The sequence below is a fragment of the Lysinibacillus sp. FSL R5-0849 genome (assembly GCF_038595075.1).
GTDB classification, from domain to species: Bacteria; Bacillota; Bacilli; order Bacillales_A; family Planococcaceae; genus Lysinibacillus; species Lysinibacillus fusiformis.
In genome coordinates this window covers 1,282,119-1,306,425 of the sequence record NZ_CP152004.1, presented here as the reverse complement: position 1 = coordinate 1,306,425, position 24,307 = coordinate 1,282,119, and the positions used below count along the sequence as shown (strand labels likewise).

Here is a 24,307-nt window from a genome sequence, read left to right as displayed (position 1 = left end):
TCACACCACCAATTCTAAAAATATTTCTTCTAAGCTTTCATGAATGCCCAATTCAAACTTTAACAACATGACATTTGAATCTATCGCATACTGTAACAATTTTTGAGCGTCTTCCTCCAATTGATGGACGTGTATTTTAAAGCCATTTCTTTCATTTTCAATTTTTCTGACATAGGATAACTGTTCAACCGTTGTTACCCAATTAAGGTCTTCTTGGCGAACCATCAAATAGATTGCAGATTCTTGGTGACGCTCCAGCAACTGACCTTTTGTAGCGTCCTCTATTTTTCTACCATTTTGAATAACGACAAAGCGCTCACAAATTTCCTCTGCGTCATTTAATATATGGGTTGAAAGTAAGATGGTCGTTTCTTTTTTAATTTCTTTTAAAAGATTCAACACTTCCCGTCTTCCAATTGGATCTAGAGCTGACACTGGCTCATCCATAATCATCAAAGCTGGTTTATGCAATAAAGCTTGTGCGATGCCAAGTCGTTGCTTCATACCACCTGAAAAAGTTCCAACCTGAAAATGGGCTTCTTTCCCTAAACCAACTTTTTCTAAAAGTAATGGAATTCTGTTTTGTAATTCATTCTTTGGTAAACCAGAAAGTGTTCCCATAAAGGATAATGTCTCAAATGCTGTCATCCAGGTGAAAAAATTAGGATACTGAGGTAAATAGCCAATCTGATTTTTCATCCTTGTAATTTGTTGACCATCTAGAAGAATTTCCCCCTCATCTGCATATAAAATATCTGCAATGATTTGAATCAATGTCGATTTCCCTGCTCCGTTTGGTCCAATTAATCCGACGCATTCATTCGCATTAACGACCATTGAAAAATCATGCACTGCCGTCTTTTGTTTAAACCTTTTTGTAATGCCTTTAATTTCTAAGCGCACGTGTATTGACATCCTTTCTACCAATCATGAAATATAAAACAGGACCAATTGTATTAAAAAACACAATAATAATTGTCCACATTAGTACGTTTTCTCTCCTATTTCTGTGACGGTATAAATCGATTAATGCAATTAGAATGAGGATAGATCCCACCAATAAAAATGGCAAAAGAATAGGAAGTATACTCGCCCAATCGAGTTGACTGATTTCATCAAAACCATAGTGTAATTTCATTGCTAAAACCTCCATTCATTATCATTATCAATAATGATAACAAAGTTGTTGAAAATTTTCATTACCTTTTTACTGTACATCTTCAAAAAATATCTATAGTATATTTTTTGATAATGTTCTCATTTTGATAACATTCGAATGCTTTCCTTGATACCATCTCATTATTTTATTAGGAGGATCGGTTTATGCGCAATAAAGCAGAGGTATTAATGCACCCTGTGAGAATGAAAATTTTACAAGCTCTGATGCACAATAAAGAAGAAGGTTTAAGCACTTTGGAGATGATTTCGGTCATTAAGGATGTACCGCAAGCTACTTTATATAGACATATCCAAATTTTAGTGGACGAAAACATCATAAAAATTGTGAAGGAGCGAAAAGTCCGTTCTGTTACAGAGAAGTTTTATGCATTAAATGAAGGAGCAGCAAAACTTAGTAAGGAGGATTGGACACAGCTCACAACTAAGCAAAAATTAAATTACATTTCCTACTATCAATTAGCACTACTATCTCAATATCAAAATTATTTACATTCACTTGATGAAAAAGAAAGTATTACAGATTTAGCTACTTTTTCTTTCATTGACTTATCGTTAACAGCTGATCAATTTAAGAGCTTTGAATATGAATTGAACGACTTATTAACTAAATACTATAATATGGCCGACTCAAGTAAAGGTTCGGAGACTAAAACAATTGCAATAAATATTATTCCAAAACCTTAGGTAGTATTTTACGTAAAGAAATGGAGAAGATTTATGAAAAAAGGAAAGTCACTAGAAAACACTCGAAAATTCATGATGATTATTATTGGGGCAGTAATTGCTGCTTACGGACTAGAAGCTGTATTAATTCCAAATGCTGTCATTGATGGTGGTGTAACGGGTCTCAGTATTATGGGGGCACACCTATTTGGACTCCCATTAGGGTTACTGCTCTTTGTCTTAAATATTCCGTTCATCTATATCGGTTATAAGCAAGTTGGAAAAACCTTTGCCCTAATGAGTAGTGCTGGGATCGCAGCATTATCCATATCAACAGTTCTTTTACATGATGTCAAAACCATTTTAGGCCCAAATGATCCCTTACTAATTGTCCTATCTGGTGGTATGCTGCTTGGGGTAGGTATCGGGATTGTCTTACGTAACGGTGGTGCTTTAGATGGTTCGGAAGTTTTAGCTGTATTACTATCACGGAAAATTCCATTTTCAGTCGGCGATATTATCTTATTTATCAATGCCTTTATTTTCTTAGGGGCAAGCTTCATCTTTGGCTTAGAGAGCGCTTTATACTCAGCGTTAACATATTATATTGCAAAAAATGTTATCGATATTATCCAAGTTGGTTTAGAGAAATCAAAAGAAGTCCGTGTTGTTAGTGCTAAATCGGAGGAGATTGGGGACGCAATCCAAGCTCGTCTCGGACGTGGTGTTACCTATACCCATGGACGTGGCGGCTTCTCCAATGAACCAACAGAAATTTTAAACTGTGTCATTAACCGTATGGAAGAAAACAAGTTAGTTACTATTATTAAAGATATCGATGAAGGCGCCTTTGTTGTGATTTCTGATGTTTCAGAAGTTCGTGGCGGGAACTTTAAGAAAAGAGATATCCATTAAAATAAGAGTAAGTAAGACGCCAACAGTCTTACTTACTTTTTTTCGTATTTTACCCCACCCAATAAACTCAACGCCCCAATGATTACAACTGTCGCTGCACCAACTAATGAATATTGGTAGCTATTAGTAGAGTTAGCAAGTACTCCTGCTACAGTAGGTCCTACCATCTGACCTAAAGCATAGCTAGCTGTTAAATAGCCTAAAATTTGATGACTGTTTACTGGGACAATGTGTCTTGCTAATGTTGTAACAATTGTTGTAATCCCCATAAAGGTTGCCCCAAAAATAAAGGCACTTAAATAAAGCGTAATTGTATTTGTTGCTAATGCCGGTAAAGCTATTCCGACTGCTTGAACAACCATTGAAATCAGTAATATTTTCACATAACCAAAGCGCTGTGATAGCTTGGAACATATGATGCACGATGGAATAGCAGCTAAACCAGCTACAAACCATACTAGTGCTGCATTTCCATGAAAGCTTGTTGATTCCTGAGCAATCGAAACAATAAAAGTTCCTGTGACAATATAGCCAAGCCCCTCTAAACTATAGGCGACAATTAACCATTTCAACCATGACTTCGGTGGCATTTTTGGTACTGGTATAGATTGATTCCCCCACTGTTTTTTACTGTGTGGGATGGGTTTGATGAATAAAGCAATAAAGACAAATAATAAAACACACATTAACGCTAAAGCTATCCATGTTCCATTCCATTTAAAGATTGCATGAATGGGCGAAACGATGATGGCACTGATAGCTATTCCAATTCCCACACCACTATAGAAAAGCCCTGATAGATGCGATTTATTATTATCCGCTAATTGATCGAGAACAAGACTAGCAATGACTACAAAAATAAAAGCACTCATTACCCCAGAAATAAATCTGAGGACATACCATATAATAATCGTTTCTGTAAAACCCATAAAGATCGTAGTCAACATACTGATGATAAGACCTACTTGCAAAAAGGGAACACGTTTTTGTTCAATTGATAATCGTCCCACCACTAATGCCCCAATCAGGTAGCCTAAATAATTGCTGGATGCTAAATAGCCTGCAGTAGCTCGACTAAACCCAGACGCTTCTTGCATATAGGGTAGAATGACTGTATATGAAAAACGTCCGATTCCCATCGCGATCATTAAAGCGAATACGCCACCTATTAAATAGTGGATGGTTTGCTTTTGCATAGTACCACTCCTTCTCTTCTCCACTATATCGAATTTTAGGTATCACAAATATGCTTAATTCGTTATAATTGATATCAATAAAATTGATAGATGGAGGGCATATGAATATTAATGATTTGACTATCTTTCGAACAGTCGTTCAAACAGGAAGTTTTTCTAAAGCAGCTGCAACACTTAATTACACACAATCCAATATATCTATGAAAATTCAAAGTCTTGAGGCTATGTATAATACAACATTATTTTATCGTGGGCATCGAGGTATTCAGCTAACAGCTAAGGGGGAACAATTTTACGAGGTCGCCTTAAAAATGCTTCATCTCTATGAGAAATCCTTTGAACTTTTACAAGATGATGAGCATTCAAGTGGTATTTTACGGATTGGCTCAATGGAAACAACTGCCGCTTTGCATTTACCTACCCTATTGACGACATTCCATCAAGCTCATGAAAAGATCGATATTACTATTTTAACAAGTCCATCTCAGTACAATATAGACCGGTTAATAAACTATGAAATAGATGGTGCCTTTGTGACTGGCCCCGTTTATAAAGAAAATATATTGATCAAGGAATTTGTCAACGAAGAGCTTGTCATCATTACATCAAGCAATCATAAACCTATCCAAGATTTGCTTGATATCGAGGACAGTACAGTAATTTCCTTCAGACATGGCTGCTCCTATCGAGCCGTTTTCGAGCATTGGTTACATGAGGACGGCGTACAGCCAAAAAATAGAATGGAATTTGGTACGCTTGATGGAATTATTGGCTGTGTGGCGGCTGGTCTAGGCATTACCTTACTTCCTCGCGCCATTGCAGAGAAGTATATGGCAGCCTATGCATTAAAACTACATGAAATAACAACCAAGCAAGCCCAAATTCCTACTTGGTTTATTTATCGTAAGGATGAAGTACAATCGCCCATCCTCCACTATTTTTTAGAAGCTATAGAAGCTTATCATCCTTTTTAGGGGGGATCTAGGATTTTTCGTATTTCTTTTCCCCAGCACTTTTGTGGGGCTATCCGTCATTCTCATAGTTTTATCCACTACTTTGGGCACTATAAAAAAGCTGTTCAGTAGTTTTTACTCTACTGAACAGCTCATTTTAGGAAATAACCGTTTCCGCTATATTGGATGCATGATCTCCGATTCTTTCCAAATTACTTACGATATCAGCAAATACAATTCCCGCTGAACCTGAGCATACGCCTTCATTTAATCGCTTAATATGCAATTTACGTAAACGTCTCTCCATATTATCTATTTCATTTTCCTTTTCTATCACTTGCTGTGCTAAAGATAAATCCTGTTTGTCAAGAGATTCAATAGCGACTTTTACAGTTTCTAATGTAAAAATAAACATATCTTCTAACTCTTTCAGCGCTTGATCGCTTAAGCGGACGCGGTTGCTATCTTTGTATTGTAGAAGCTCGATAATATTTTCTACATGGTCACCAATTCGCTCGATATCACGAATATTGTCAAACAAAGCATGATGCAGCTGAGAATCATGGTTCGATAGAGATTGCTTGGATAGCTCTATTAAATAGTCTGTAGATTGACGATCTAAGTTATTGATAGCTTCTTCCAATTGTTCGACCTTGCCTACCAATTTTGTGTCAGCTGTTTTTAAAATCGTTAACGTTTCTTCTAATCCTAGAATACTATATTCCCCCATACGCACGACTTCCATTTTTGCTTGGCCTAGTGCAATTGAAGGTGACTTGACAATTAAATTTTTATCCAAGAATTTTGGTTTATATTCGATGACTGAATCTTCACCAGGAATTAATTTTGTTACGACATATGCCCAAACGCCAATAAACGGCAGTTGAACGAGCGTATTAATGACATTAAAAGTTCCATGAGCAAAGGCTATTTGCATTTTTGGTTCTAAATTAAGCAACCCAGCAATCCATTCTACATAGTTCGTAAATAAGCCAAGTATCAGCATAAAAATAATAGTACCCACTACGTTAAATAGTAAATGAGTGGCAGCAGCTCTTTTTGCTGCTATAGAAGCACCTAAAGCCGCTAAGATGGCAGTAATAGTTGTTCCAATATTATCTCCAAACAAAACAGGTAATGCTCCGTGTAAAGAAATTAAGTCCTCAGCATAAAGTCCTTGTAAAATACCTACTGTAGCAGAAGAAGATTGAACAATTAACGTAAATATTGTCCCAACTAGCACACCTAAAATCGGTACATCGGACATTTGGACAGTCAAATCTAAAAATGGTTGCCAATCACGAAGGGGCTTCATCCCACCACTCATGAGCTCTAAACCAATAAATAAACCGGCAAACCCGAAAAGTACTTGTCCAATATTTTGAATGATACTTTTCTTAAAGAAAAATAAGCAAATGGCACCCACTGCCATAATGGGATATGCATATGCACCTACGTCAATCCCTATTATAAAGGCAGTAATAGTTGTTCCAATATTGGCACCCATAATAACGCCGATTGCTTGGCGCAATTTCATAAGTCCAGCACTTACTAGCCCTACTGTAATAACAGTGGTTCCTGAACTGGACTGTATAAGAACCGTAACAATAATACCAACTAGTACACCCATTAATGGATTTGTTGTAAATTTATCTAAAATATCTCGTAGACGGTCACCAGCAGCCTTCTGTAAACCATCTCCCATAAATTTAATAGCAAAAAGAAATAAGCCTAACCCTCCAAGAAATTGGAAAATCATCTCCTGTATATTGATATCCAATCTATTCAACCCTTTCCTTGTTGTCAGACTTTATTATTAATAGTTTTAAGCTTTCTGTACATATCATTTACAATGGATTAAATAAATGTTTACACTACCTTTACAATTAGTCCAAAAAACGGACATAATCAAACAAAATTCAACAAAAAGCAAACAAAAAAACATGAGAAAATTGCTGTTAAGATTTCCACATGTTTTCTTTTGACGACTGAGGAATTTTCCTTTAGGCTTGAAATAGACATAGAAGGGGGCTTTTTATGGATATTTTTATTGCCAGTAACCGTCAACTACCCATCCGTTATTATGTACAAGAAGCTGTTTGGATTCGCCGCGGTGGTAGTACCAAGCTTCCTGATTTAACATTGCCATTTTTCGTTGAAGTGGAAATTAACAGTCACTACAACCTTTCAATCATTAGAGATTATATTATTGATTTTCAAAAGCAATACAAACAGACAGAAATTCAAATATTAATTAAAAACACTGCTTTTTTAGCTGCCATGCAGGATATGCTTGCCAGACATGAACAACCACATCATGCTATAACCATTTATCCACTTTGGACAAATTAGTTACGTCGTAAAGGGCAGTGAGATAACAAAGTACAATGTTTCGTTCTTGTATTTCGCGTGAATTGTTCCTCCGTGAAGCTCCACGATGCTTTTGGCAATCGCTAGTCCAAGCCCCGAGCCCTCCGTCACATTTGTTCTTGATTGATATAGAAATATATATCCTACAAAAAAGCAAAAAAACCCTCCACAGATTTGTGGAAGGCAAAAGAAAACGTTGAAGCATTCTTTATCTATAGTTTTATTGGAAATTAAACGTCCAGGTCATCGTGCCCGTTTTGTTGTTGCTATCCGTGTAATCAAATGTTATTTGAACTGCGCCAACACCCTTTTTTTCTACGTTCAAAAAAACATGCCCCGATGGATTTGGACCCACAATCACTGCAGTTGCAATATTTATATCGTTACTTCTTGGATTACTAAACAGGACAATTGCGTTATCTTCTCCTACTATTACACCTGTCAAATTTACATTAGTTGATGATGAATAAGTTCCACCAATAGTCCCTTCATCAACATATGGTGCTGAAATATTTACTCTTGGTGTATCAGGAATTGAAATCGATACTGGAGCGGACTTGTAGACCACTACTTTTGTGTTAATATCCACAATTTTATAGGCTACAGTTACATCACCGGCTGTTACACCTCTGATAGCCCCAGTACTCGGGTGGATAAAAGCAGAACCTGTTCCATTGTTTGCTGTCCAAATGATAGATTGACCAGTAACTGGAGTCGTAAAACCTGTTGCCGCCGAGCCCCATCCGATAACTGAAAATGGTGCTGAAACTGTCGGTACTGCACCCACTGCTGCTTGGGAATAAACTGTCACCGTTATCGTTCCTTTTTCTACTACTACTCCATTATTGTCCTTCCCTACATACGTAATAACAGAACTTCCTGGACTTATTGCAGTTAATTGACCTGTCGTAGCATTAACCGTTGCCACACTCGTTGTACTAGATACAAAGCTTTTGTTTGTTGCACTGGCAGATAACCCTGTTCCCACTGTAGCTGTAGTTACTTCGCCCATTTGCAATACTTGCGTATAGGTTGGATTTTTTGCCATTGCTTCTCCATGTACGTTAAGATTGATAAAATTTTTTTTACCGTTACTACTTGTATACGAAATTGTTGCTATACCAGGAGCTTTAGCAGTAATTTTACCTGTGGTAGAATTGATTGTCACAACATTAGGATTGTTTGATGACCAAATAATTGTGCCTAACTCTATTGTTGCAGCAATTAATTCAGTAGTTTCACCCATTTGTAAAACAGATGAAGGGGTTCCTACTCCTGTAATTGCTGCACCTATGCCATTCTCGTCTTATCCTTCTTTTTCTTTAGGTTTATAACGAGCCTTCACCGCACAGGCGACTTTCATCGCATACGGCGATCCGTCAGCGAAAGACTTCTTAACTTACTTCCCCTACTATTAATTATATGCATGAATTTAAAATATAATATTGAGGAATGTTAATAATATTTATATATTGTTAATATTTTGGTTTATATAAACGTAAAGGCACTTATTGCACTAGAAGGGTATAGGATCAGTAGAAATATGTGAGACTACATCTATTTTTCCATCTAATATATGTGTGTTTAGTTTTATTGTGAAAGTCGATTTATCCCAAAATGTCATAATTAAATCATCTTCTATATTTGTTTTATAGTTTTCACCAAATTCTTTCTTATATTCTTCTAAATATATCTCATGTATATTTCTAATTGAATTGGATGCTTTCACTTGTGATTTCCAATTATATATATTCGTAATACTTTCAAGTTTTCCATCAAAAAACCCATAAGTAGTTTTCCCATCTAAACCATTCCTACCAACATTTGTAGAATACCACCTATCAGTTTGTTTATTAGTCATACGATGTTTAATTAACTCATATACTTCTGACTTAGATAAACCTAATTTTATCTTAGCATCATTAATCGGTTTATATCTTTCAGTACTCTCAATCAAAGGATCATTCAAAGGTACTTTTATGTTTTGCTCTTCTAAGTATTTAACTAATCTTGCCATAAACACATGTAAATGCATTTTCGTTAAAGGTTCATTGGGCTTAAATGTTCCATTACCATAACCTGTTGTAATCCCTGCTCCAACTAATTTTTTTACAGCTTTGTAAGCATCATTTGATTTTGGAACATCTCTGAACTCTTGATTACCCTCAGGCAAATATTTACCGAATGCTCTAACAATGAATAAAGCAAGATGTCCTCGCGTAAGACTGCCATCAGGCTTGAATGTGCCATCAGAATAACCATTTATAATCCCTAACTTAGATAATTCTAAAACGTGTCCACTAAATACTTCATCATAATCTACATCCTTATATGGAGTATATGTAGTGTACATTTTATAGCCCATTGTTTTTCCTATCATAGTCACAGCATCACCTCGTGTTGCTTTCCTATCTTTGCCAAAAGTTTGTTTCTTACCTACAACAGAATCAGATAATAAATCTTTATCATATAAAAATTTTAAGTCATTGTAATTAGGATTGGTTTCTTCAACATCTTTAAAAACAGATTCCGCACTTGCACTATTAGCAAAAATTGCAAAAAAGCTCAATAAAAATAAAAATGATAAAATCGTTATTTTCTTCATTATAATTCCCTCCATAACCAATAATATACATAAAAAGAGAGGTTTTGACTATATTTCAACAAAATTAACAGGGATAAAATACTAGTTTCTTCAATACTTTCTCTAGGTAATTAGTGACCACCAATTCATTCATGTGCAATATTGATATTCTCAATTTACTAATGGTCATCTATCTTTTCTATCTTTATATATACTGTCGTAATGAAGTGAACGGATATACGCTAAATGTTTCTTTCCTAAAAAGAGTGTCGATGTTTTTTCTCAAAAATCAAGATTTTAACTCGCTCACTGTCAGTTTAGTTAATTAAATCATGGTATACTATTAGTTAATTATTTCATAGTTTAGGAGATGATTATCCATGACATTAGAAGAAAAAATAGTGCAATTAACTAAAGAAACACTCGTTGATCTAGTAAATCTTCGCTACGATAAACTTAAAGAGGAGAATAAGATTAATGATGAGACTGCAGAGTTTTTACACGAAGTTTTTCAAATGCAAGGTACCCTTACCTTACCGAAAAGTGATGAAGAGATGGTCATAGATGTATACGAATATAATGATAAAAGCGGCTTTGGTACAGAAGTAAGGTATTTATGGTTTGACGATGAGGAAAGTGCAATAGTACTATTTTGCGAAGCTAAAACAAATGTTGAAAAAACTGAGGTAACTAAGTTTTTTATTGAAACCATTGATGCTTAGGGGCAATTAAGCCCTTTATCAATTTCCCAAATACTCGCTCCACTACGATCTATCTTAATTATTGTTAATTTGTGTATGACTTTACTTTGAACTTTTTATAGCCTTTGAAATATTGGGTTGAATCATTTTTCAACTTCCTTGTAGCTTCAATTCATACCTTGCCAATCCTCTATCTATTTAAAACATAGCGAATACTTTCAAACCAGTTTCATCTAATAAAGCTGGATGGTAACCATCCAATAAGTCCCCTCTCCCAATAACTCCACACATCTCCTCTTAGGACAAATTATTTTTTTTCGAAAGAGTCATAAAAGGTTAAAAGGTACATTGTTCTAATGATTATTTCCTACACAAATTAGGCATACAATTGCTACCAATCGAATAGAAACCTATATAGGGAACATTTTGTTATGGGAAAAATAAAGTGGGGTGTGAAAGGATGCTTAAAGTAAATGATGCAAAAGAGATGGTACTTGGAATTGTGCAAGATGACCCATTGTTTGTTGCGCTACAGCATACGCCTTTAGAGGAGAGCCTCTACAATGATGATTATTTAACGAACATCGATGAAACTAATCACTATACAATAGCAGAAATCGCTGGCTGGTTCGATATTACAGATGCCATGCTTCGCTACTATTTAAAGCCGTTTGAGCAGTACATTTTCGACAATGCTACACCGAATGAGCATGGAAATATCCGTTTAGACTTACCAGCTATATTAAGGCTAAGAATGATTTTATTATTAAAGGATGAATATCGTGTGAAGGGTATAAAATTATTGCTTGGTATTGATGATAATGGTCAGCTGTTGAGGCATCAAATTACGGCAACGACTATGGACTCCGGGGATTTATCCAATAAAATTGATGTTCTTGGGAATGTCCTACAGCAAATGATTCAAACAGGGCTCTTTCAGATTTTGCCGGATGAGAAGCATGGAACATTACAAGTTAACATTAATCAGGAATTTCTTGCCGAGAACATTCAACGATTATCCTCCGATTCGGCCCTTCAGTTTGAGGAAATTCAAAAGGAAACCTCGGAATTAAAACAGGAAAATGAAAATCTCCAACAACAGATTACCGAGCTACAAGAAAATGGTGTCAAGGAAATTGTACAGAAAATTAGAGAGCGTCATATCGAAAATGAAATCGTTTCTACCTTACGTACAGAAGCATTACAGCAATTTTCAATGAATAATCAAGTTAGTTTTTTCAAAAGGATGTTCAGATCCTCTCAAATTGAAATGGAAAAAGAGCAATTCGTTTTAAATTATATTTCTACACACTTAGAAGAACGCTTGGAAGTTGCATTAAATGATTATTATGGAAAATAAATTTGAATACGCTTAATTAGAACATGAGGTAGGCGATGTGAATGATGCCAATCATGTTCTTTTTCATTTTCCCATTGTTCTATTTCGCATACTTAGCGTTATTCTAGTTTTTATAAGGAGCAAAAATCTACATGGCCCATTCTACGTTATGTAGATTTTTGTGTTTAACTGCTAGCTACTACATTCCCTAAAAATCGCATTAACCGAAAATGCATCGTGACCATTTCTTCTACCGTTAAATTGTCATTGCCCTTTTCCAACCATTCTTGAATCACTCCTAAAATGGCAGATGCTATAAAGGCTTGTAAGTATTGCTGGAATTCCGGGTCCTTCACTTCCTCGCGAACTACCGATAATCTGTCCAAAATATGATTGCCAAATATGGTTTTCATCTTTTGTGTAAAGCTAGGTCTTCCCTGTTCACCTAATAACATACGATAGGCGGGTGCATGCTCTTTTATGCAGGTGATAACCTTGATGAACGGTTGATAGAGTTGTCCCATTTTCAATGTTTGAAAAGCATCTACTGGTTGTACATGCTTCACATAGCGTTCTAATTCCATCAACAGTTCCTGCTGCAAATCTTCCATTACTTTATATTTATCTGAGTAATGCAAGTAAAAGGTTCCTCGATTAATTTGGGCTGTTAGTGCTAAATTTTTTACTGTCACACGTTCAAAGCCCACCTCCTCTACTTGCTGGATCAATGCCGATTTAATGGCTTGTTTTGTTTCAAAATTCATCTTGTCATGTACGGACAATGTACTTCCCTCCATATACTTAACACATACTGGCAAACTGTTTATTGTATTTGCTCACATGCTACCTTAAAATTTTTATCAAATCAACATTGTGTTCAGTGAAGGAGTGAAATTTGTATGGTCGACCATGCGATCTTAATAAAAGACCTTGAAAAAAGTTTCCAACATAAGCAGGTTATTGCCCCCCTTTCTTTAACGATTCCAAAAGGGCAATTAATGGGTTTACTGGGTCCATCAGGCTGTGGTAAAACAACGTTAATTAAAATGATAATGGGCATGCTGAAACCTGATAACGGCACTGTTGAAGTATTAAATTTGGTTGTACCCCACCAACAATTATTGAAAGATATCGGCTATATGGCACAATCAGATGCTCTTTATACAGATTTAACGGGGGAGGAAAATTTACATTTCTTCGCTAAGCTTTATCCCTTATCGAAAGCCGAAAGAATGGAGCGTGTTGCCTATGCTGGCAATCTTGTCCGTCTTACCGATGATTTACAACGTAAAGTGGGGAATTATTCAGGCGGAATGAAAAGAAGATTATCGTTAGCGATTGCCCTTATTCAAGATCCTAAGCTATTGATTTTAGATGAACCAACAGTAGGAATTGATCCTGTCCTCAAAAAAGAAATTTGGCAAGAGCTCATTCGTTTAAAAGATCAAGAACAGAAAACGATTTTAGTAACGACTCATGCAATGGATGAGGCAGAAAGATGTGATCAATTAGCTATGTTAAGAAATGGTCGAATTATTGCACAAGGTACACCCCAAGCATTAAAGGATCATTACCAAGCAAAGGATTTTGATGAAGTATTTTTAATGGCTGGAGGAGACGTATTATGAGAATGGGTGCAATTGTAACAAGAATCATCCAACAGATGAAACGAGATAAACGGACACTTGCATTATTGTTCTTTGCCCCACTGCTCGTACTGTCATTAATGTACTTTATTTTTAATAGTAACGAAGCGACGATCACACTAGTTGTCTCCGATGCCCCCGCGCCATTAATAGAGAAACTTAAAAATGCGGATTTTTCGATTGTTGTAGACGATCATTTTACGAAAAAACAACTGCAGGATAAAGAGTATGACGGATGGCTAGAAATAGAGCCAAATAGTAGTAAATTAACTTTATTAAATGATGATCCTTCCCAGTCAAAAGCTTTAACCATGCAGCTTGCACAAATTTTACAGCCATCACAAGCCGCAATGAGGAGCTTGAAAACAGACTATGTGTATGGTGATGAAGATACTGCCATTTTCGATATTTTTAGTCCCATGCTCATTGGCTTCTTTGTCTTTTTCTTTGTCTTTTTAATTACTGGCATTGCCCTGTTAAAGGAACGCACCTCTGGAACATTGGAACGTTTACTCGCCACACCGATTAAACGTTCAGAAATTGTAGTAGGTTATATGGTCGGCTATGGTCTATTTGCCTTTCTACAAACGATTATTATCGTGTTGTTTGGTATTTATGTACTAGATATTGTTCATGTAGGCTCTATCTGGCTTGTTTTACTCATTAATATGGTAGTCGCTCTTGTGTCCTTATCATTGGGTGCGCTATTATCAAGCTTTGCCGCTTCCGAATTTCAAATGATGCAATTTATACCATTAATTATTGTTCCACAAGTATTCTTTTCGGGCATTTTCCCACTTGATAGTATGGCTGAATGGCTTCAAAGTATCGGCAGAATCATGCCCCTTTACTATGCAGCAGACGCATTGAATGGCGTTATGTATAAAGGGTATGCCTTCCTGGATATTATCCTGAATCTCAGCATACTTGCTTGTTTCGCCATTGTTTTCATCACTTTAAATATTATTAGTTTAAAAAAATATCGCTCGTTATAATAAAACGTTAAAAGTTCTGCTCCATTCGGCAGAACTTTTTTTATTGCGGGTATGATAATATCTAAATATAGGGAATTTATCCAATTTCATTGAAGTGAAAGACCAAATTTCTTTATAATAATTTTATAGTCGAGATTTATCTAAAGAATAAAGGTGAGTGAAGATGGCTACTATTTTGGAAGTACAAAACGTTAGTAAACAATTTAATGGGAAAACAGTTTTAGAGCATGCATCGTTTTCGATTGCAGCCAAAGAAATTATTGCGCTTGTCGGAAAAAATGGATCTGGAAAAAGCACTTTACTCAAAATTATTGCGGCTTTCATTAAACCAGACAGCGGTAAAATTGTGGCGCATAAAACTTCGCTAAAAGTCGGTTATGTCCCAGAAGTCACCCCTTCCCATATTTTATTTACCCCGCAAGAATATCTTTATCATATGGGGCGGATTCGGGGTATGCCTAAAAAGCGTCTTTTGCAGAAAATAGATGAATTGCTTGAGATGTTTCAATTAAAAGAGTCTCAAAATACAAGGATCGTCCACTTCTCAAAAGGAATGAGGCAAAAGGTGATGATCATGCAGGCAATGCTAGAAGAAACAGATTTACTAATAATGGATGAGCCATTATCGGGGCTTGATGCCAAAGCACAAAATGATTTCGAACAAATATTGGCCACAGTAAGAGATAAAGGACTAAGCATCATCCTAACTTGCCATGAAACGAAATTACTCGAAAGTCTTGTCGATTCAGTTTTACTTATTCAAGAAAATCAACTCATTCAAGCAAAGGATTTGAATAGCCAGCCTGTATATCGACTAATATTTGATATTGCAAGCCTAGCATTACTCGATGAAATTGTACCTTTGATGGAAATTCAACAAAAACAACCTTTAGCGAATGGTCATTATGAAATCGTATCGATAGTGCAGGCAAAGGATTCAGATCAAATTTTGCTAAAACTACTACAAAAAAATGCCTCTATTAAATATTTAGCTAATGGCCATCACAAAAAAGAACAATTTTCTTCTCATTTTTAATAGGAGGTATCGAAAAAGATGAGCAGTTTATTGCGCTATCAATTTATTAATTATTTAAGAACCTATCAATACGTTCCACCTTTTACAATATTCATCCTCTGTCTTGTCGTTAACTATACGTTTGTGCCTAATCCAATATTAGATAGCTATTCATTTACATCGCTTATTCTGTTCTTTTTAATGGGCTGGTTTACTGTTACATTATTTCATGCTGAGGATGAGGGGCAAAAGTTGATTACTACTCTTCATGCCAAAAGTCCAACACATTACAATATTGGAGTTTTCATTATTTGTGGTTTAATTGCTTTTAGCTTAAGTTGTGTTTCAGTCTTCTATCCTATTCTCATTGATGCGTTTTTCGAAAAACCAACACCATTACATATAGGATTAGGTTTCTTGTCTCATTTTAGTTTATCGATTCTTGCTATTGCACTCACTGCCTTGTTCACAAGAGAGATTGTGAACAATAGGCAAAATACTTGGTGGGGTGTCATAAGTATCCTAATTATTTCTGTCGTTATCGCTACTTTAAAAAACAATATCCAAGCTGGTCTCCTGTGGCTACTACCGCCTGTTCATTTTTCACTAGAAATAATGAGCATTGGCGATCAAATAGAAGTAGTCCCTAACGTATTTTACTGGCATTTTGCTTGGATAATCATTTACGCATTCCTTATCATTACTTTATTTTTCTTCCTCGTTAATCGGAGAAGAAAATGATTTAGACATTAAATTAAGGAGAGATCATTTTAATGAAGAACATCAACGTTCTAATTGTGGAGGACGAAAATGATATTGCCAATATTATAAAGGATTACTTAAGCGTTCATCAGTTCGATTCACATATTGTAAGAACTGGCCATGAAGCTATCCTTTATTTGCAAGAATCCGCTCCAGATTTCGTGATCCTTGATCTTTCTCTACCCGATTGTGATGGGATCGAAATATGCCGTAAGATCCGTGAACATAGTAATGTGGCAATACTCATTTTAAGTGCTAGAGGGAGTGATACCGATAAAGTATTGGGGCTAGGATTTGGTGCGGATGATTATATGACTAAACCATTTTCACTAAGTGAACTAGTGGCAAGAATTAATGCCCATTTACGAAGGCAGGATAGATGGCTTCAAGATCATGACGTTCAGAAGGATGTCCTTCACATTGATAATATCATTATTAATAAGCAGGAATATCTTTTTTTGCGCGATAACAAGCCTATTCCCCTGTCAGCAAAAGAGTTCGAGTTACTATTTTTTCTAGCTAAAAATAGAAATCAAGTCTTCTCCAAAAGTCAGTTGCTTGATGCAGTTTGGGGTTATGACACCTATGGAGACGAAAATACAATTACAGTCTACATTAGACGGATTCGAGAAAAAATTGAAATCAATCCTTCTCATCCTGTTTATCTTCAAACCGTTTGGGGAGTTGGTTATAAATTCAGTACATCCAATCACGTATAGGAGACTCAAATGTACTTAAAAAAATGGATCAACAAATGGATATGGACGCTTATCATCTGTGTTGGACTATTGTTTATAGGAACTCTTATTCTATTCTTTGCTACCAACAAATCTCAAGAAGTATCAGAGGATCAATATGTCATCAATCAAATTCGATTATCCGTGAACCAGTTATTATTGTACATAGAAGATCATCTTTCAATTCTAGAACGAGATTCCGAGATACGTAGTATGCTGCAACAAATGAGCGATGACCAAGAAATTGATATGACCGTACTTCACCTAGATGGCAAAGTAATATTCCATACAAAAGAGAATGACCTTACATCTACGATTCAAATTAAAAATGATATACATTATGATTTATTTACATCACAACAAGAACCGGGAAAAATAAATATTGCTTTTCCTATTGTTAATGATGAGAGTCATGAACAAATAGGAAATGCTATTTTTACCCTAAACAAAGATAGTCTATTTCCATCCAAACAACCAAATTCAAACTACTTATTTTTAGTAGTCATGATGGGCGCTCTGAGCTTCTTTATTATATGCTTCGCCCTATATATGAATAGGAAAGTACAGAAAGACATTTTAACACCATTACATGAGCTGAAAAAAAACACCGAGGAAATTGTCAAAGGGAATTACGAACAAATGAGTAGCTATCCGAAATTGGATGAGCTTGGTGAATTGTATGCCGTATTTGACCAAATGCGATTAGAGATTAAACAATTAGTCATCCAACGAAATGAACAGGAGCAACATCAAAAAAAGCTCATTTCGAATATCTCTCATGATGTGAAAACACCTCTAACTACTATAAAAGCTTATTTGGACGCTATATCTGAGGGCGTTTGTCGAGATGAAGATTCACTTATGTCCTACATTCATATCATGCAGATAAATACGGAAAAAATGTCGAGACTCATTGATGATTTATTTATTCATACATTAAAGGAACTCGGCCACATCCCCATCCATTTAAAAGAACAATATAGCCGAGACGTCCTTACAAACATTTTGCAGCCGATTCACTATTATGTCCAAACAACCAATATTCATTTTATCAAACCTGCAATGATTCCTAATGTCCTTATTCAAGTAGATGAGGGACGGCTAGAGCAGGTTATATCCAACCTTGTTACCAATGCATTAAAGCATACCTCCAATGGAGATACCATAACTATTACTACTTATATTGAAGATCAAACACTTTATATCCAAGTAATAGATAATGGCAATGGGATGCTTCCCGAAGATATGCCCTTTATTTTTGAACGTTACTTTAGAGGTCATCAGGCCGAAAGAGAATCTGCTATTAAAAACGAAGGAGCGGGGCTTGGCCTATCCATTTGTCAGCATATTATGGAGGAACACTATGGTTCAATTTCATTTCATAGCAAGCACAAGGAAGGCACTACCTTTACACTTACACTCCCTATCTCGTAAAAAGACTCCCATTTTAGGTAGTCTTTTTATCGTTCATCGTTCTTTTCCGATATGCTAAACAGATGGAAAGGGTCAGTACACTACAAAAAAATGAATCGATGATACGGACAACCCATACCCCGTAGCTGCTTAACGGAATGCCATTGATCCACTGCCAAAGACATACACAAACAAACGTTAAGAAAGCTAGCGCACTCCAAAAAACTATTTTTTTCTGAGGAGATACCGCCGGCACTTTATTATGTTTGATCAAAGATGCCCTGTAATACATATATCCAAAAATAAGCGTAATGCCTAACAATGTACTTCCGTGCTGTAAAAACTTATAAATGGGGATATGAAATCCAAATAAAGTAAATGTTTGAGAAAGAAAACGAAGATTGGTCACCATATACCCATTTTGATGTGTAAATGAATCCCATATGACATGGGTTAGCATACCTAATAATGCTGAATAACTAAAAACAATGATTTTCCATGTTTTAGTCCCTGAAATTTGATAGCTATTAAAATCCTGTAAAAATTCTGGTAAATGGCTCATGATTGGTTGATGGATAAACCGATGATAAATCAAGTAGATTATTAGTACGAGTGGAAGATTGAATAAAAAGAACCCTGCAAATGTATGACCAATCTCCCCTATTGGGCGTCCCCTTAAAAAGTATTCGAAATCTGGAGCCATGCTACCTAATACCAAGGCAGAAAAATGAATATATTTACTTTTTCGAGAAAAAGGTAGGACTGCTGCTGGATGAGCAAATGTTAATGGCATAACTTCCATCTCCTTTTATGACATCTTTCAAATCGTTTACTACAACGTTTTTTTGTTCAAAAGGTTACTTTGACTGTAAGAATTTATTAATAATTTCATAAGGACCTACTAATAATTACATATTACACTAAAGAAAATAAATCAAAAGGAGGCCTTACTATGGAAAAAGAAGTACTGATACGAGCCCAAAATGTATGTAAAACCTTTTCAACGGGTAGCGAACAATTCCATGCCATTAAAAATATGAATATTGATATTTATAAGGGGGATTTCACTGTTATTATGGGGAATTCTGGTTCTGGTAAGTCAACGCTTCTTTATCTTTTAAGTGGACTGGATACGATTACGGCAGGTGAAATTTACTTTCAAGGGGATAAGCTAGATACCTTTTCAGAAAGAAAGCTAGCGTCCTTTCGCTCACAGAAGGTTGGTTATATCTATCAAAATAGCAATCTCATCCCTGATTTGACGCTGCTAGAAAATATCGCCCTTCCTGGATACATCGCCAAAACTAATAAAAAAGTAATTATCCAAAAAGCAGAACAGCTACTACATTTAATGGGTCTTGATAAGCAACGAAATCGTTTACCTTCTCAAACATCAGGTGGTCAGCAACAAAGAGCTGCAATAGCTAGAGCATTGGTTAATAATCCTGAAGTGCTTTTTGCGGATGAACCAACTGGTAGTTTAAATTACGATCAAGGGGTAGCCGTATTAGATATCTTAACTAATTTAAATAGAAAAGGGCAATCTGTTGTTATGATAACCCATGATATAAAGGCAGCTTGTCGTGCAAATCGTCTTATTATCATTCAAGATGGAAAAATAGATGGGGTATTAAACTTCGAAAAATATGATCATCTTAATATACAAGAGCGAGAACATATTATCTTTTCTTATGTTGCTGGAAAGGAGTAGTCGATGTACGCAATTGTCACTCTTTGTTCCTCCCATTTAAGAAAAAGAAAATTGCAAAATAGTCTGATGGTTGTCCTTATTTTCCTATCAACGCTTTTACTCGCTACTTCTGTAACCATACTAATAAATACGAACAATATTTTTGAAAAAGCCCATTTTGATTCAAATGGTGCCCATCAAATTTTAACAATGGGTGATGATGTTCATAACCCTTTTGCCGTAAACGATTGGTGGCAGGAGCAGCAAGGGGTAACTTCCTCCGACTTAATACCCTATAGAAATTTATCTGGAATTACCTTCGATGGGAAAGAAATGCCCAATCTCTATTTATTTATGATGGATACGCAAAAAATGCCTTCAATGATCGATCAATTATTATTTTCTGAGGGAGAAAAGCAAACATCTCCACCTAAAGGGACCATATGGATTCCTACCTCATTGGCATCAAGTGCTCACATTTCACTTGGCGATGCAATTGAATTTAATACAGGTGAGAGAACGTTTAGCTTAATGGTTTCAGGTGTTGTAGTAGATATGCCCTATGGTGGTCCTTTTACAACAAACGCTCGTATTTGGATGAACAATATTGACTATCAGTTGCATTTAGCATCCATGATCGGTACTGAACAATACATGATGGCACTACGCTTTGACGATTATCAGCAAAGCTCTAGCTATTGGCGTGATTTTGAAAACTATCTGCAAGGACCTTATCTCGAATCTAAAATGGAATATGAAGAAATAGCTTCTTTTTATTTAATTATTAATAAAATCATTGGTTTTATCATGATTGCCTTTGGTATAGCTATGCTTCTGGTATCTTTATTTATCATTGGTTTTAGCATTTCCGACGCCATTTTAGCGAACTACAGAACAATAGGCGTTATGAAATCTCTCGGTCTATCGTCTCTACAGATAAGTGCTACTTACGTATTACAATTTGGCTTGTTATCTGCTTTCTCGATCATACCTGGACTCATCGTAAGTAAATTTCTTTCCAGAATCATTATAGAAAGCTCCTTATCCTACCTTAAAGCAGGAAATCATTTAGCCATTCACCAAGATACTCGACTAACCGTGCTAATTGCCCTCATCCTATTTGGGATTGTGCTACTCACCGCCTTTTTCTACTCGAACAAGGCACGCAAGGTGGAACCTGTCCAAGCAATCAAATATGGTATGTCGGAAAGTGCAAATAGTAAAATAAATCGTCGTAGAAGCAGCTCGAGTAGACTATTTCGTTTATCTAATCTACCTATTCAACTTCAAATTGGACTGAAAAGCATAACAAAAAATTTAAAAAGTTCCATACTAATTATAGCGCTTACCTCTATAACATCTGCCATACTCGTCTTTAGTGTGGTCATATTGAATAGTTTTATCTCCATCAAAGAGACTTCACCCTCGTGGGGGTATGATGCATCACATGTAGTAGTAACCGTATTTAATAAAGAGACATTTTCAAAACAACAATTTGAAGATTTTTTACTGGAAGATGAACGTATTAAAGATTATGCATGGCTAGATCAATTAACGGGAGTACTTCCTAACGACAACAATTCGCCATTAAATATCAGTGTCAATGTCATTGAGGGTAGCTTTGATGCCGTTGGCTATGAAACCATGTTTGGACGTAATCCTGTCAGTAAAAATGAGATAGCTATCGGCATTAATGTCGCGCGGTCTTTAAATAAAAATATTGGAGATATTGTAGAAGTTTACATTGAGGGGAAGCAGCACTTTCTGATCATTACAGGAATCTATCAATCTATAGCAAATATGTCCAACTCAGCGAGAATTTCAGCAGATGTTATTAAAGTTTATAACGCTACCTATTCTGCTTCTGAAATTAGTATGATGAATCTATTAGATGTAACATCCGCTCCTCAAATTGTCGAGGATTTGAATGCTCACTTTAAAAGCTCTATATCAGCAGTCACACAACAAGTATTACTAGATGCTGTTTTTAAAGAAGTTGCAGCCGTATTAGTTATCCCACTTTCAATCGTTGGCTTTTTATTTATCATCGTAACATGCATCATTATTTTTAGTGTATCGAGAATTAATGTTAGAAAAGAAAGTAGTACGTATGGAATTTATAAATCCATTGGAATGACCTCTCCAAATATTAGGTGGTCGATTACATCCGGTATTTTAATTCTTTCTATTTTCGGCGCAATCGGAGGATTTATTATCGGTATAAAATTAATTCCACTTGCTCTCCATTCCATTATTTTAGAATACGGCTTACTTGAACTTCCGCTTGTGATCAACTGGCCGATGAGTATCGGAATAAGCCTTGTAAGTGTAATGGCAGCTTGTTTTGGCGGCTGGGTCTCTACAAAAGTTATAGCTAAGACTTCACCTCGAATATTAATTGTGGAATAAGCTTGGCCCCTACAAATTAGGGGCCATTTCCATGGAGTGATTTTTGGAGGAACCGTAATTCATTAAATATCTTCTTCCGATAGCACGACAATATTATTTCTTCGAAGTAAGGCAGTGGTTACGCCTTCCCCGACTATTTTAGTACCGTTGAACTCGCCATTATAAATCGCTGCACTACCACAGGACGGGCTATCTTCCTTTAAGAAGACCTGTGTCGCTCCCACCTCTAGCGCTTTCTGTAAGGTCGCATACGCCCCCTTCATATATAGCTCTGTGACATCACGGCCAGACCTTTCAATAACGGTAGCTTTGCCATCAAGAACATCGTCTCCATTGCCTCCCACTATTTCAGCAGGCTCACGAGGTGTTGAAAATCCTCCCATGAGCTCAGGACAAACGGTGATAGCCTTTTTCTCTAACACAAGCTTTTGTAATCTGTCATCTATACAGTTCGTACTGTTATAACGAACATTTAATCCTGCTAAACAAGCACTTATTAAAATCACTCTATTCCTCTCCCCTTTACGATCATCGTCTATATGAATAACATCATTTTAACATGTGTCTCTGAAAAATTACTAAGTGGCCTAGTATTTTCTCTGATACAATACGTATCAAAGCAGTTCTAGTTTCTTAGAAATGGAAAGGGAATTTATAAAGAAAAGAAGGAGGAGTAGATTGTCGTGGAATTTACGATTTGTTTTTTAAAAAAGGGTGAGCACATCCTATTACTTAATAGAGACTATCCAACTTGGATGGGCGCATGGAATGGTGTAGGTGGAAAAATTGAACAAAATGAAACACCTTTAGCTGGTGCCCTAAGAGAAATTAAAGAAGAGACAGGTATTACGGTTGAGGATATTACTTATAAAGGTAAAATCACATGGACAGATGGGGTCATTGATTATGGCTGTATGTATGCGTTTATAGCAGAAATTCCTGATTCATTTACATATGTTACACCGATAAAGGTTGCAGAGGGCATTCTTGATTGGAAGGAGCTTACTTGGATTTTCCACCCTGAAAATGTAGGCATTGCAGATTTAAAGTATTATTTGCCTACAATGCTTAATGAAACTACGAACTACGAATACATCTTTACTTATCAAGACAAAAAATTAGTCAATATCTCTTCAACACCGATTGAACAAACATCTAACGTATAATAAATAACTAAGCCTCGTCTATGTAAAAAATACATGACGAGGCTTGTTTACTTAATATCTTGGCTGGGCGCAGCGCATTCGACACATTGACCAATGTAACGTTGTATGCTGAATTTCATCATGAATGTCCCATAGGCTATCTACTATTCTCAATTCGACATTACGTTCTAACATTGCACTATATATATCATCGATTTCAAATAACGCAATAGGAATTTGAGGCGTTTCACTAACCGAATAGCCCGCATTTTCATCCTGTAGCGTAAATCCGTTACCCTCAAACTCATATAAGTATAATCTTGTACTTTTCAATACCTCCACCCATTTGCGTTCGATAACCACTACATGAGGCGCTGTAGTGAGATAATGCTGTCTGTCCTGATTTGTCGTTTTACTCCCAGCATGAAAACAAACACGCGGACAATCTCTCGGAGTTAAATAATTAGGCAGGCAGCTCTCGTTGATCGCCCATACAAGACCTTTGCTTGCATCTAAATCTGGTCGCTCAGGTATACGAGGATGAAAAATCGATATCGTAGGGTCTTCACTAACATGAAATAATCTCACGGTCTCT

Annotated in this window: 25 protein-coding genes and 1 pseudogene; 15 read left to right on the top strand and 11 right to left on the bottom strand. The window is 36.1% G+C overall.

Annotated elements, in window-relative coordinates; translation table 11 throughout:
- Complete coding sequence (locus tag MKY80_RS06180) at positions 1 to 903, bottom strand: ABC transporter ATP-binding protein (protein ID WP_107922891.1); 903 nt, start codon at positions 901 to 903, stop codon at positions 1 to 3.
- Positions 887 to 1,138, bottom strand: a complete 252-nt coding sequence (locus MKY80_RS06175; RefSeq protein WP_043989760.1) for a PLD nuclease N-terminal domain-containing protein — start codon at positions 1,136 to 1,138, stop codon at positions 887 to 889. Before MKY80_RS06175 ends, MKY80_RS06180 begins: the two co-directional genes overlap by 17 nt.
- Positions 1,139 to 1,323: 185 nt before the next feature.
- Between MKY80_RS06175 and MKY80_RS06170 the strand changes: the two genes are divergently transcribed.
- Positions 1,324 to 1,863 carry a transcriptional regulator gene (locus MKY80_RS06170; protein ID WP_036147586.1) on the top strand — a complete coding sequence of 180 codons (540 nt, stop codon included), beginning with the start codon at positions 1,324 to 1,326 and terminating at the stop codon, positions 1,861 to 1,863.
- A gap of 33 nt (positions 1,864 to 1,896) precedes the next feature.
- Positions 1,897 to 2,757 (top strand): YitT family protein, encoded by an 861-nt coding sequence (locus MKY80_RS06165; protein ID WP_342532359.1) that lies wholly within the window; start codon positions 1,897 to 1,899, stop codon positions 2,755 to 2,757.
- Between the two features lie 32 nt (positions 2,758 to 2,789).
- Here the strand turns inward: MKY80_RS06165 and MKY80_RS06160 are convergent, their stop codons facing one another.
- Complete coding sequence (locus MKY80_RS06160; RefSeq protein ID WP_342532358.1) at positions 2,790 to 3,953, bottom strand: YbfB/YjiJ family MFS transporter; 1,164 nt, start codon at positions 3,951 to 3,953, stop codon at positions 2,790 to 2,792.
- Positions 3,954 to 4,069: 116 nt separating this feature from the next.
- Here MKY80_RS06160 and MKY80_RS06155 point away from each other — a divergent pair, with 116 nt between their 5' ends.
- The gene (locus tag MKY80_RS06155) at positions 4,070 to 4,927 is read left to right on the top strand and encodes a LysR family transcriptional regulator (RefSeq protein WP_342532357.1); all 858 of its coding nucleotides are present in this window, start codon (positions 4,070 to 4,072) and stop codon (positions 4,925 to 4,927) included.
- 136 nt (positions 4,928 to 5,063) lie between these two features.
- Here MKY80_RS06155 and MKY80_RS06150 read toward each other — a convergent pair whose 3' ends face one another.
- Positions 5,064 to 6,665: a Na/Pi cotransporter family protein gene (locus MKY80_RS06150; protein WP_342533001.1), complete on the bottom strand. Its 1,602-nt coding sequence runs from the start codon at positions 6,663 to 6,665 to the stop codon at positions 5,064 to 5,066.
- Between the two features lie 278 nt (positions 6,666 to 6,943).
- Between MKY80_RS06150 and MKY80_RS06145 the strand changes: the two genes are divergently transcribed.
- On the top strand, positions 6,944 to 7,258 hold the full coding sequence (locus tag MKY80_RS06145; protein WP_342532356.1) for a hypothetical protein: 315 nt from the start codon (positions 6,944 to 6,946) through the stop codon (positions 7,256 to 7,258).
- Here the strand turns inward: MKY80_RS06145 and MKY80_RS06140 are convergent.
- The 3 genes and pseudogenes from MKY80_RS06140 to MKY80_RS06130 all read right to left on the bottom strand — a co-directional run.
- A pseudogene (locus MKY80_RS06140) lies at positions 7,259 to 7,402 on the bottom strand (ATP-binding protein); the annotation flags it as partial.
- A gap of 94 nt (positions 7,403 to 7,496) precedes the next feature.
- Positions 7,497 to 8,522 carry an Ig-like domain-containing protein gene (locus tag MKY80_RS06135; protein WP_342532355.1) on the bottom strand — a complete coding sequence of 342 codons (1,026 nt, stop codon included), beginning with the start codon at positions 8,520 to 8,522 and terminating at the stop codon, positions 7,497 to 7,499.
- Positions 8,523 to 8,792: 270 nt separating this feature from the next.
- Complete coding sequence (locus MKY80_RS06130; protein WP_253734852.1) at positions 8,793 to 9,881, bottom strand: S-layer homology domain-containing protein; 1,089 nt, start codon at positions 9,879 to 9,881, stop codon at positions 8,793 to 8,795.
- Positions 9,882 to 10,240: 359 nt separating this feature from the next.
- On the opposite strand from MKY80_RS06130, the gene MKY80_RS06125 reads away from it, so the two are divergent.
- Both MKY80_RS06125 and MKY80_RS06120 read left to right on the top strand, forming a co-directional pair.
- Positions 10,241 to 10,582, top strand: a complete 342-nt coding sequence (locus MKY80_RS06125) for a hypothetical protein (RefSeq protein ID WP_342532354.1) — start codon at positions 10,241 to 10,243, stop codon at positions 10,580 to 10,582.
- 439 nt (positions 10,583 to 11,021) lie between these two features.
- Positions 11,022 to 11,921, top strand: a complete 900-nt coding sequence (locus tag MKY80_RS06120) for a hypothetical protein (RefSeq protein ID WP_008174535.1) — start codon at positions 11,022 to 11,024, stop codon at positions 11,919 to 11,921.
- Positions 11,922 to 12,085: 164 nt separating this feature from the next.
- Here the strand turns inward: MKY80_RS06120 and MKY80_RS06115 are convergent, their stop codons facing one another.
- Positions 12,086 to 12,682, bottom strand: coding sequence for a TetR/AcrR family transcriptional regulator (locus MKY80_RS06115; protein ID WP_342532353.1), 597 nt, complete (start codon positions 12,680 to 12,682; stop codon positions 12,086 to 12,088).
- 117 nt (positions 12,683 to 12,799) lie between these two features.
- On the opposite strand from MKY80_RS06115, the gene MKY80_RS06110 reads away from it, so the two are divergent.
- From MKY80_RS06110 to MKY80_RS06085, 6 genes are all read left to right on the top strand, one after another.
- Positions 12,800 to 13,528, top strand: a complete 729-nt coding sequence (locus tag MKY80_RS06110; RefSeq protein WP_090001109.1) for an ABC transporter ATP-binding protein — start codon at positions 12,800 to 12,802, stop codon at positions 13,526 to 13,528.
- Positions 13,525 to 14,541, top strand: coding sequence for an ABC transporter permease (locus MKY80_RS06105; protein ID WP_342532352.1), 1,017 nt, complete (start codon positions 13,525 to 13,527; stop codon positions 14,539 to 14,541). The genes MKY80_RS06110 and MKY80_RS06105 overlap by 4 nt, the downstream gene beginning before the upstream one ends.
- A 163-nt stretch (positions 14,542 to 14,704) precedes the next feature.
- Positions 14,705 to 15,577 carry an ABC transporter ATP-binding protein gene (locus MKY80_RS06100; protein ID WP_008174539.1) on the top strand — a complete coding sequence of 291 codons (873 nt, stop codon included), beginning with the start codon at positions 14,705 to 14,707 and terminating at the stop codon, positions 15,575 to 15,577.
- 18 nt (positions 15,578 to 15,595) lie between these two features.
- Positions 15,596 to 16,297 (top strand): resistance to Congo red protein, encoded by a 702-nt coding sequence (locus MKY80_RS06095; protein ID WP_043989765.1) that lies wholly within the window; start codon positions 15,596 to 15,598, stop codon positions 16,295 to 16,297.
- A gap of 26 nt (positions 16,298 to 16,323) precedes the next feature.
- A complete protein-coding gene (locus MKY80_RS06090; protein WP_085961711.1) occupies positions 16,324 to 17,037 on the top strand; it encodes a response regulator transcription factor in 714 nt (237 codons plus the stop codon).
- A 9-nt stretch (positions 17,038 to 17,046) separates the two neighbouring features.
- The gene (locus MKY80_RS06085) at positions 17,047 to 18,489 is read left to right on the top strand and encodes a HAMP domain-containing sensor histidine kinase (RefSeq protein ID WP_089985446.1); all 1,443 of its coding nucleotides are present in this window, start codon (positions 17,047 to 17,049) and stop codon (positions 18,487 to 18,489) included.
- 13 nt (positions 18,490 to 18,502) lie between these two features.
- On the opposite strand, the gene MKY80_RS06080 is transcribed toward MKY80_RS06085, so the two are convergent.
- Positions 18,503 to 19,261, bottom strand: a complete 759-nt coding sequence (locus MKY80_RS06080; protein ID WP_220388013.1) for a DUF4184 family protein — start codon at positions 19,259 to 19,261, stop codon at positions 18,503 to 18,505.
- A 159-nt stretch (positions 19,262 to 19,420) separates the two neighbouring features.
- On the opposite strand from MKY80_RS06080, the gene MKY80_RS06075 reads away from it, so the two are divergent.
- Complete coding sequence (locus tag MKY80_RS06075; protein WP_089985443.1) at positions 19,421 to 20,179, top strand: ABC transporter ATP-binding protein; 759 nt, start codon at positions 19,421 to 19,423, stop codon at positions 20,177 to 20,179.
- 3 nt (positions 20,180 to 20,182) lie between these two features.
- Positions 20,183 to 22,567, top strand: a complete 2,385-nt coding sequence (locus MKY80_RS06070; RefSeq protein WP_342532351.1) for an FtsX-like permease family protein — start codon at positions 20,183 to 20,185, stop codon at positions 22,565 to 22,567.
- Positions 22,568 to 22,629: 62 nt separating this feature from the next.
- Here the strand turns inward: MKY80_RS06070 and MKY80_RS06065 are convergent, their stop codons facing one another.
- Positions 22,630 to 23,073: a DUF523 domain-containing protein gene (locus tag MKY80_RS06065; RefSeq protein ID WP_342532350.1), complete on the bottom strand. Its 444-nt coding sequence runs from the start codon at positions 23,071 to 23,073 to the stop codon at positions 22,630 to 22,632.
- 177 nt (positions 23,074 to 23,250) lie between these two features.
- On the opposite strand from MKY80_RS06065, the gene MKY80_RS06060 reads away from it, so the two are divergent.
- Complete coding sequence (locus MKY80_RS06060) at positions 23,251 to 23,733, top strand: 8-oxo-dGTP diphosphatase (RefSeq protein WP_008174551.1); 483 nt, start codon at positions 23,251 to 23,253, stop codon at positions 23,731 to 23,733.
- A gap of 51 nt (positions 23,734 to 23,784) precedes the next feature.
- Here MKY80_RS06060 and MKY80_RS06055 read toward each other — a convergent pair whose 3' ends face one another.
- On the bottom strand, positions 23,785 to 24,300 hold the full coding sequence (locus tag MKY80_RS06055; protein WP_342532349.1) for a DUF6886 family protein: 516 nt from the start codon (positions 24,298 to 24,300) through the stop codon (positions 23,785 to 23,787).
- Between the last annotated feature and the right edge of the window lie 7 nt (positions 24,301 to 24,307).

What these genes read in the sequence shown, in the direction of transcription:
- MKY80_RS06120 (WP_008174535.1), top strand. Translation starts at nt 11,022, where the DNA reads ATGCTTAAAGTAAATGATGCAAAAGAGATGGTACTTGGAATTGTGCAA.
- MKY80_RS06170 (WP_036147586.1), top strand. Translation starts at nt 1,324, where the DNA reads ATGCGCAATAAAGCAGAGGTATTAATGCACCCTGTGAGAATGAAAATT.
- MKY80_RS06075 (WP_089985443.1), top strand. Translation starts at nt 19,421, where the DNA reads ATGGAAAAAGAAGTACTGATACGAGCCCAAAATGTATGTAAAACCTTT.
- MKY80_RS06165 (WP_342532359.1), top strand. Translation starts at nt 1,897, where the DNA reads ATGAAAAAAGGAAAGTCACTAGAAAACACTCGAAAATTCATGATGATT.
- MKY80_RS06080 (WP_220388013.1), bottom strand. Translation starts at nt 19,261, where the DNA reads ATGCCATTAACATTTGCTCATCCAGCAGCAGTCCTACCTTTTTCTCGA.
- MKY80_RS06105 (WP_342532352.1), top strand. Translation starts at nt 13,525, where the DNA reads ATGAGAATGGGTGCAATTGTAACAAGAATCATCCAACAGATGAAACGA.
- MKY80_RS06100 (WP_008174539.1), top strand. Translation starts at nt 14,705, where the DNA reads ATGGCTACTATTTTGGAAGTACAAAACGTTAGTAAACAATTTAATGGG.
- MKY80_RS06085 (WP_089985446.1), top strand. Translation starts at nt 17,047, where the DNA reads ATGTACTTAAAAAAATGGATCAACAAATGGATATGGACGCTTATCATC.
- MKY80_RS06145 (WP_342532356.1), top strand. Translation starts at nt 6,944, where the DNA reads ATGGATATTTTTATTGCCAGTAACCGTCAACTACCCATCCGTTATTAT.
- MKY80_RS06125 (WP_342532354.1), top strand. Translation starts at nt 10,241, where the DNA reads ATGACATTAGAAGAAAAAATAGTGCAATTAACTAAAGAAACACTCGTT.
- MKY80_RS06130 (WP_253734852.1), bottom strand. Translation starts at nt 9,881, where the DNA reads ATGAAGAAAATAACGATTTTATCATTTTTATTTTTATTGAGCTTTTTT.
- MKY80_RS06150 (WP_342533001.1), bottom strand. Translation starts at nt 6,665, where the DNA reads ATGATTTTCCAATTTCTTGGAGGGTTAGGCTTATTTCTTTTTGCTATT.
- MKY80_RS06110 (WP_090001109.1), top strand. Translation starts at nt 12,800, where the DNA reads ATGGTCGACCATGCGATCTTAATAAAAGACCTTGAAAAAAGTTTCCAA.
- MKY80_RS06095 (WP_043989765.1), top strand. Translation starts at nt 15,596, where the DNA reads ATGAGCAGTTTATTGCGCTATCAATTTATTAATTATTTAAGAACCTAT.
- MKY80_RS06160 (WP_342532358.1), bottom strand. Translation starts at nt 3,953, where the DNA reads ATGCAAAAGCAAACCATCCACTATTTAATAGGTGGCGTATTCGCTTTA.
- MKY80_RS06175 (WP_043989760.1), bottom strand. Translation starts at nt 1,138, where the DNA reads ATGAAATTACACTATGGTTTTGATGAAATCAGTCAACTCGATTGGGCG.
- MKY80_RS06135 (WP_342532355.1), bottom strand. Translation starts at nt 8,522, where the DNA reads ATGGGTGAAACTACTGAATTAATTGCTGCAACAATAGAGTTAGGCACA.
- MKY80_RS06070 (WP_342532351.1), top strand. Translation starts at nt 20,183, where the DNA reads ATGTACGCAATTGTCACTCTTTGTTCCTCCCATTTAAGAAAAAGAAAA.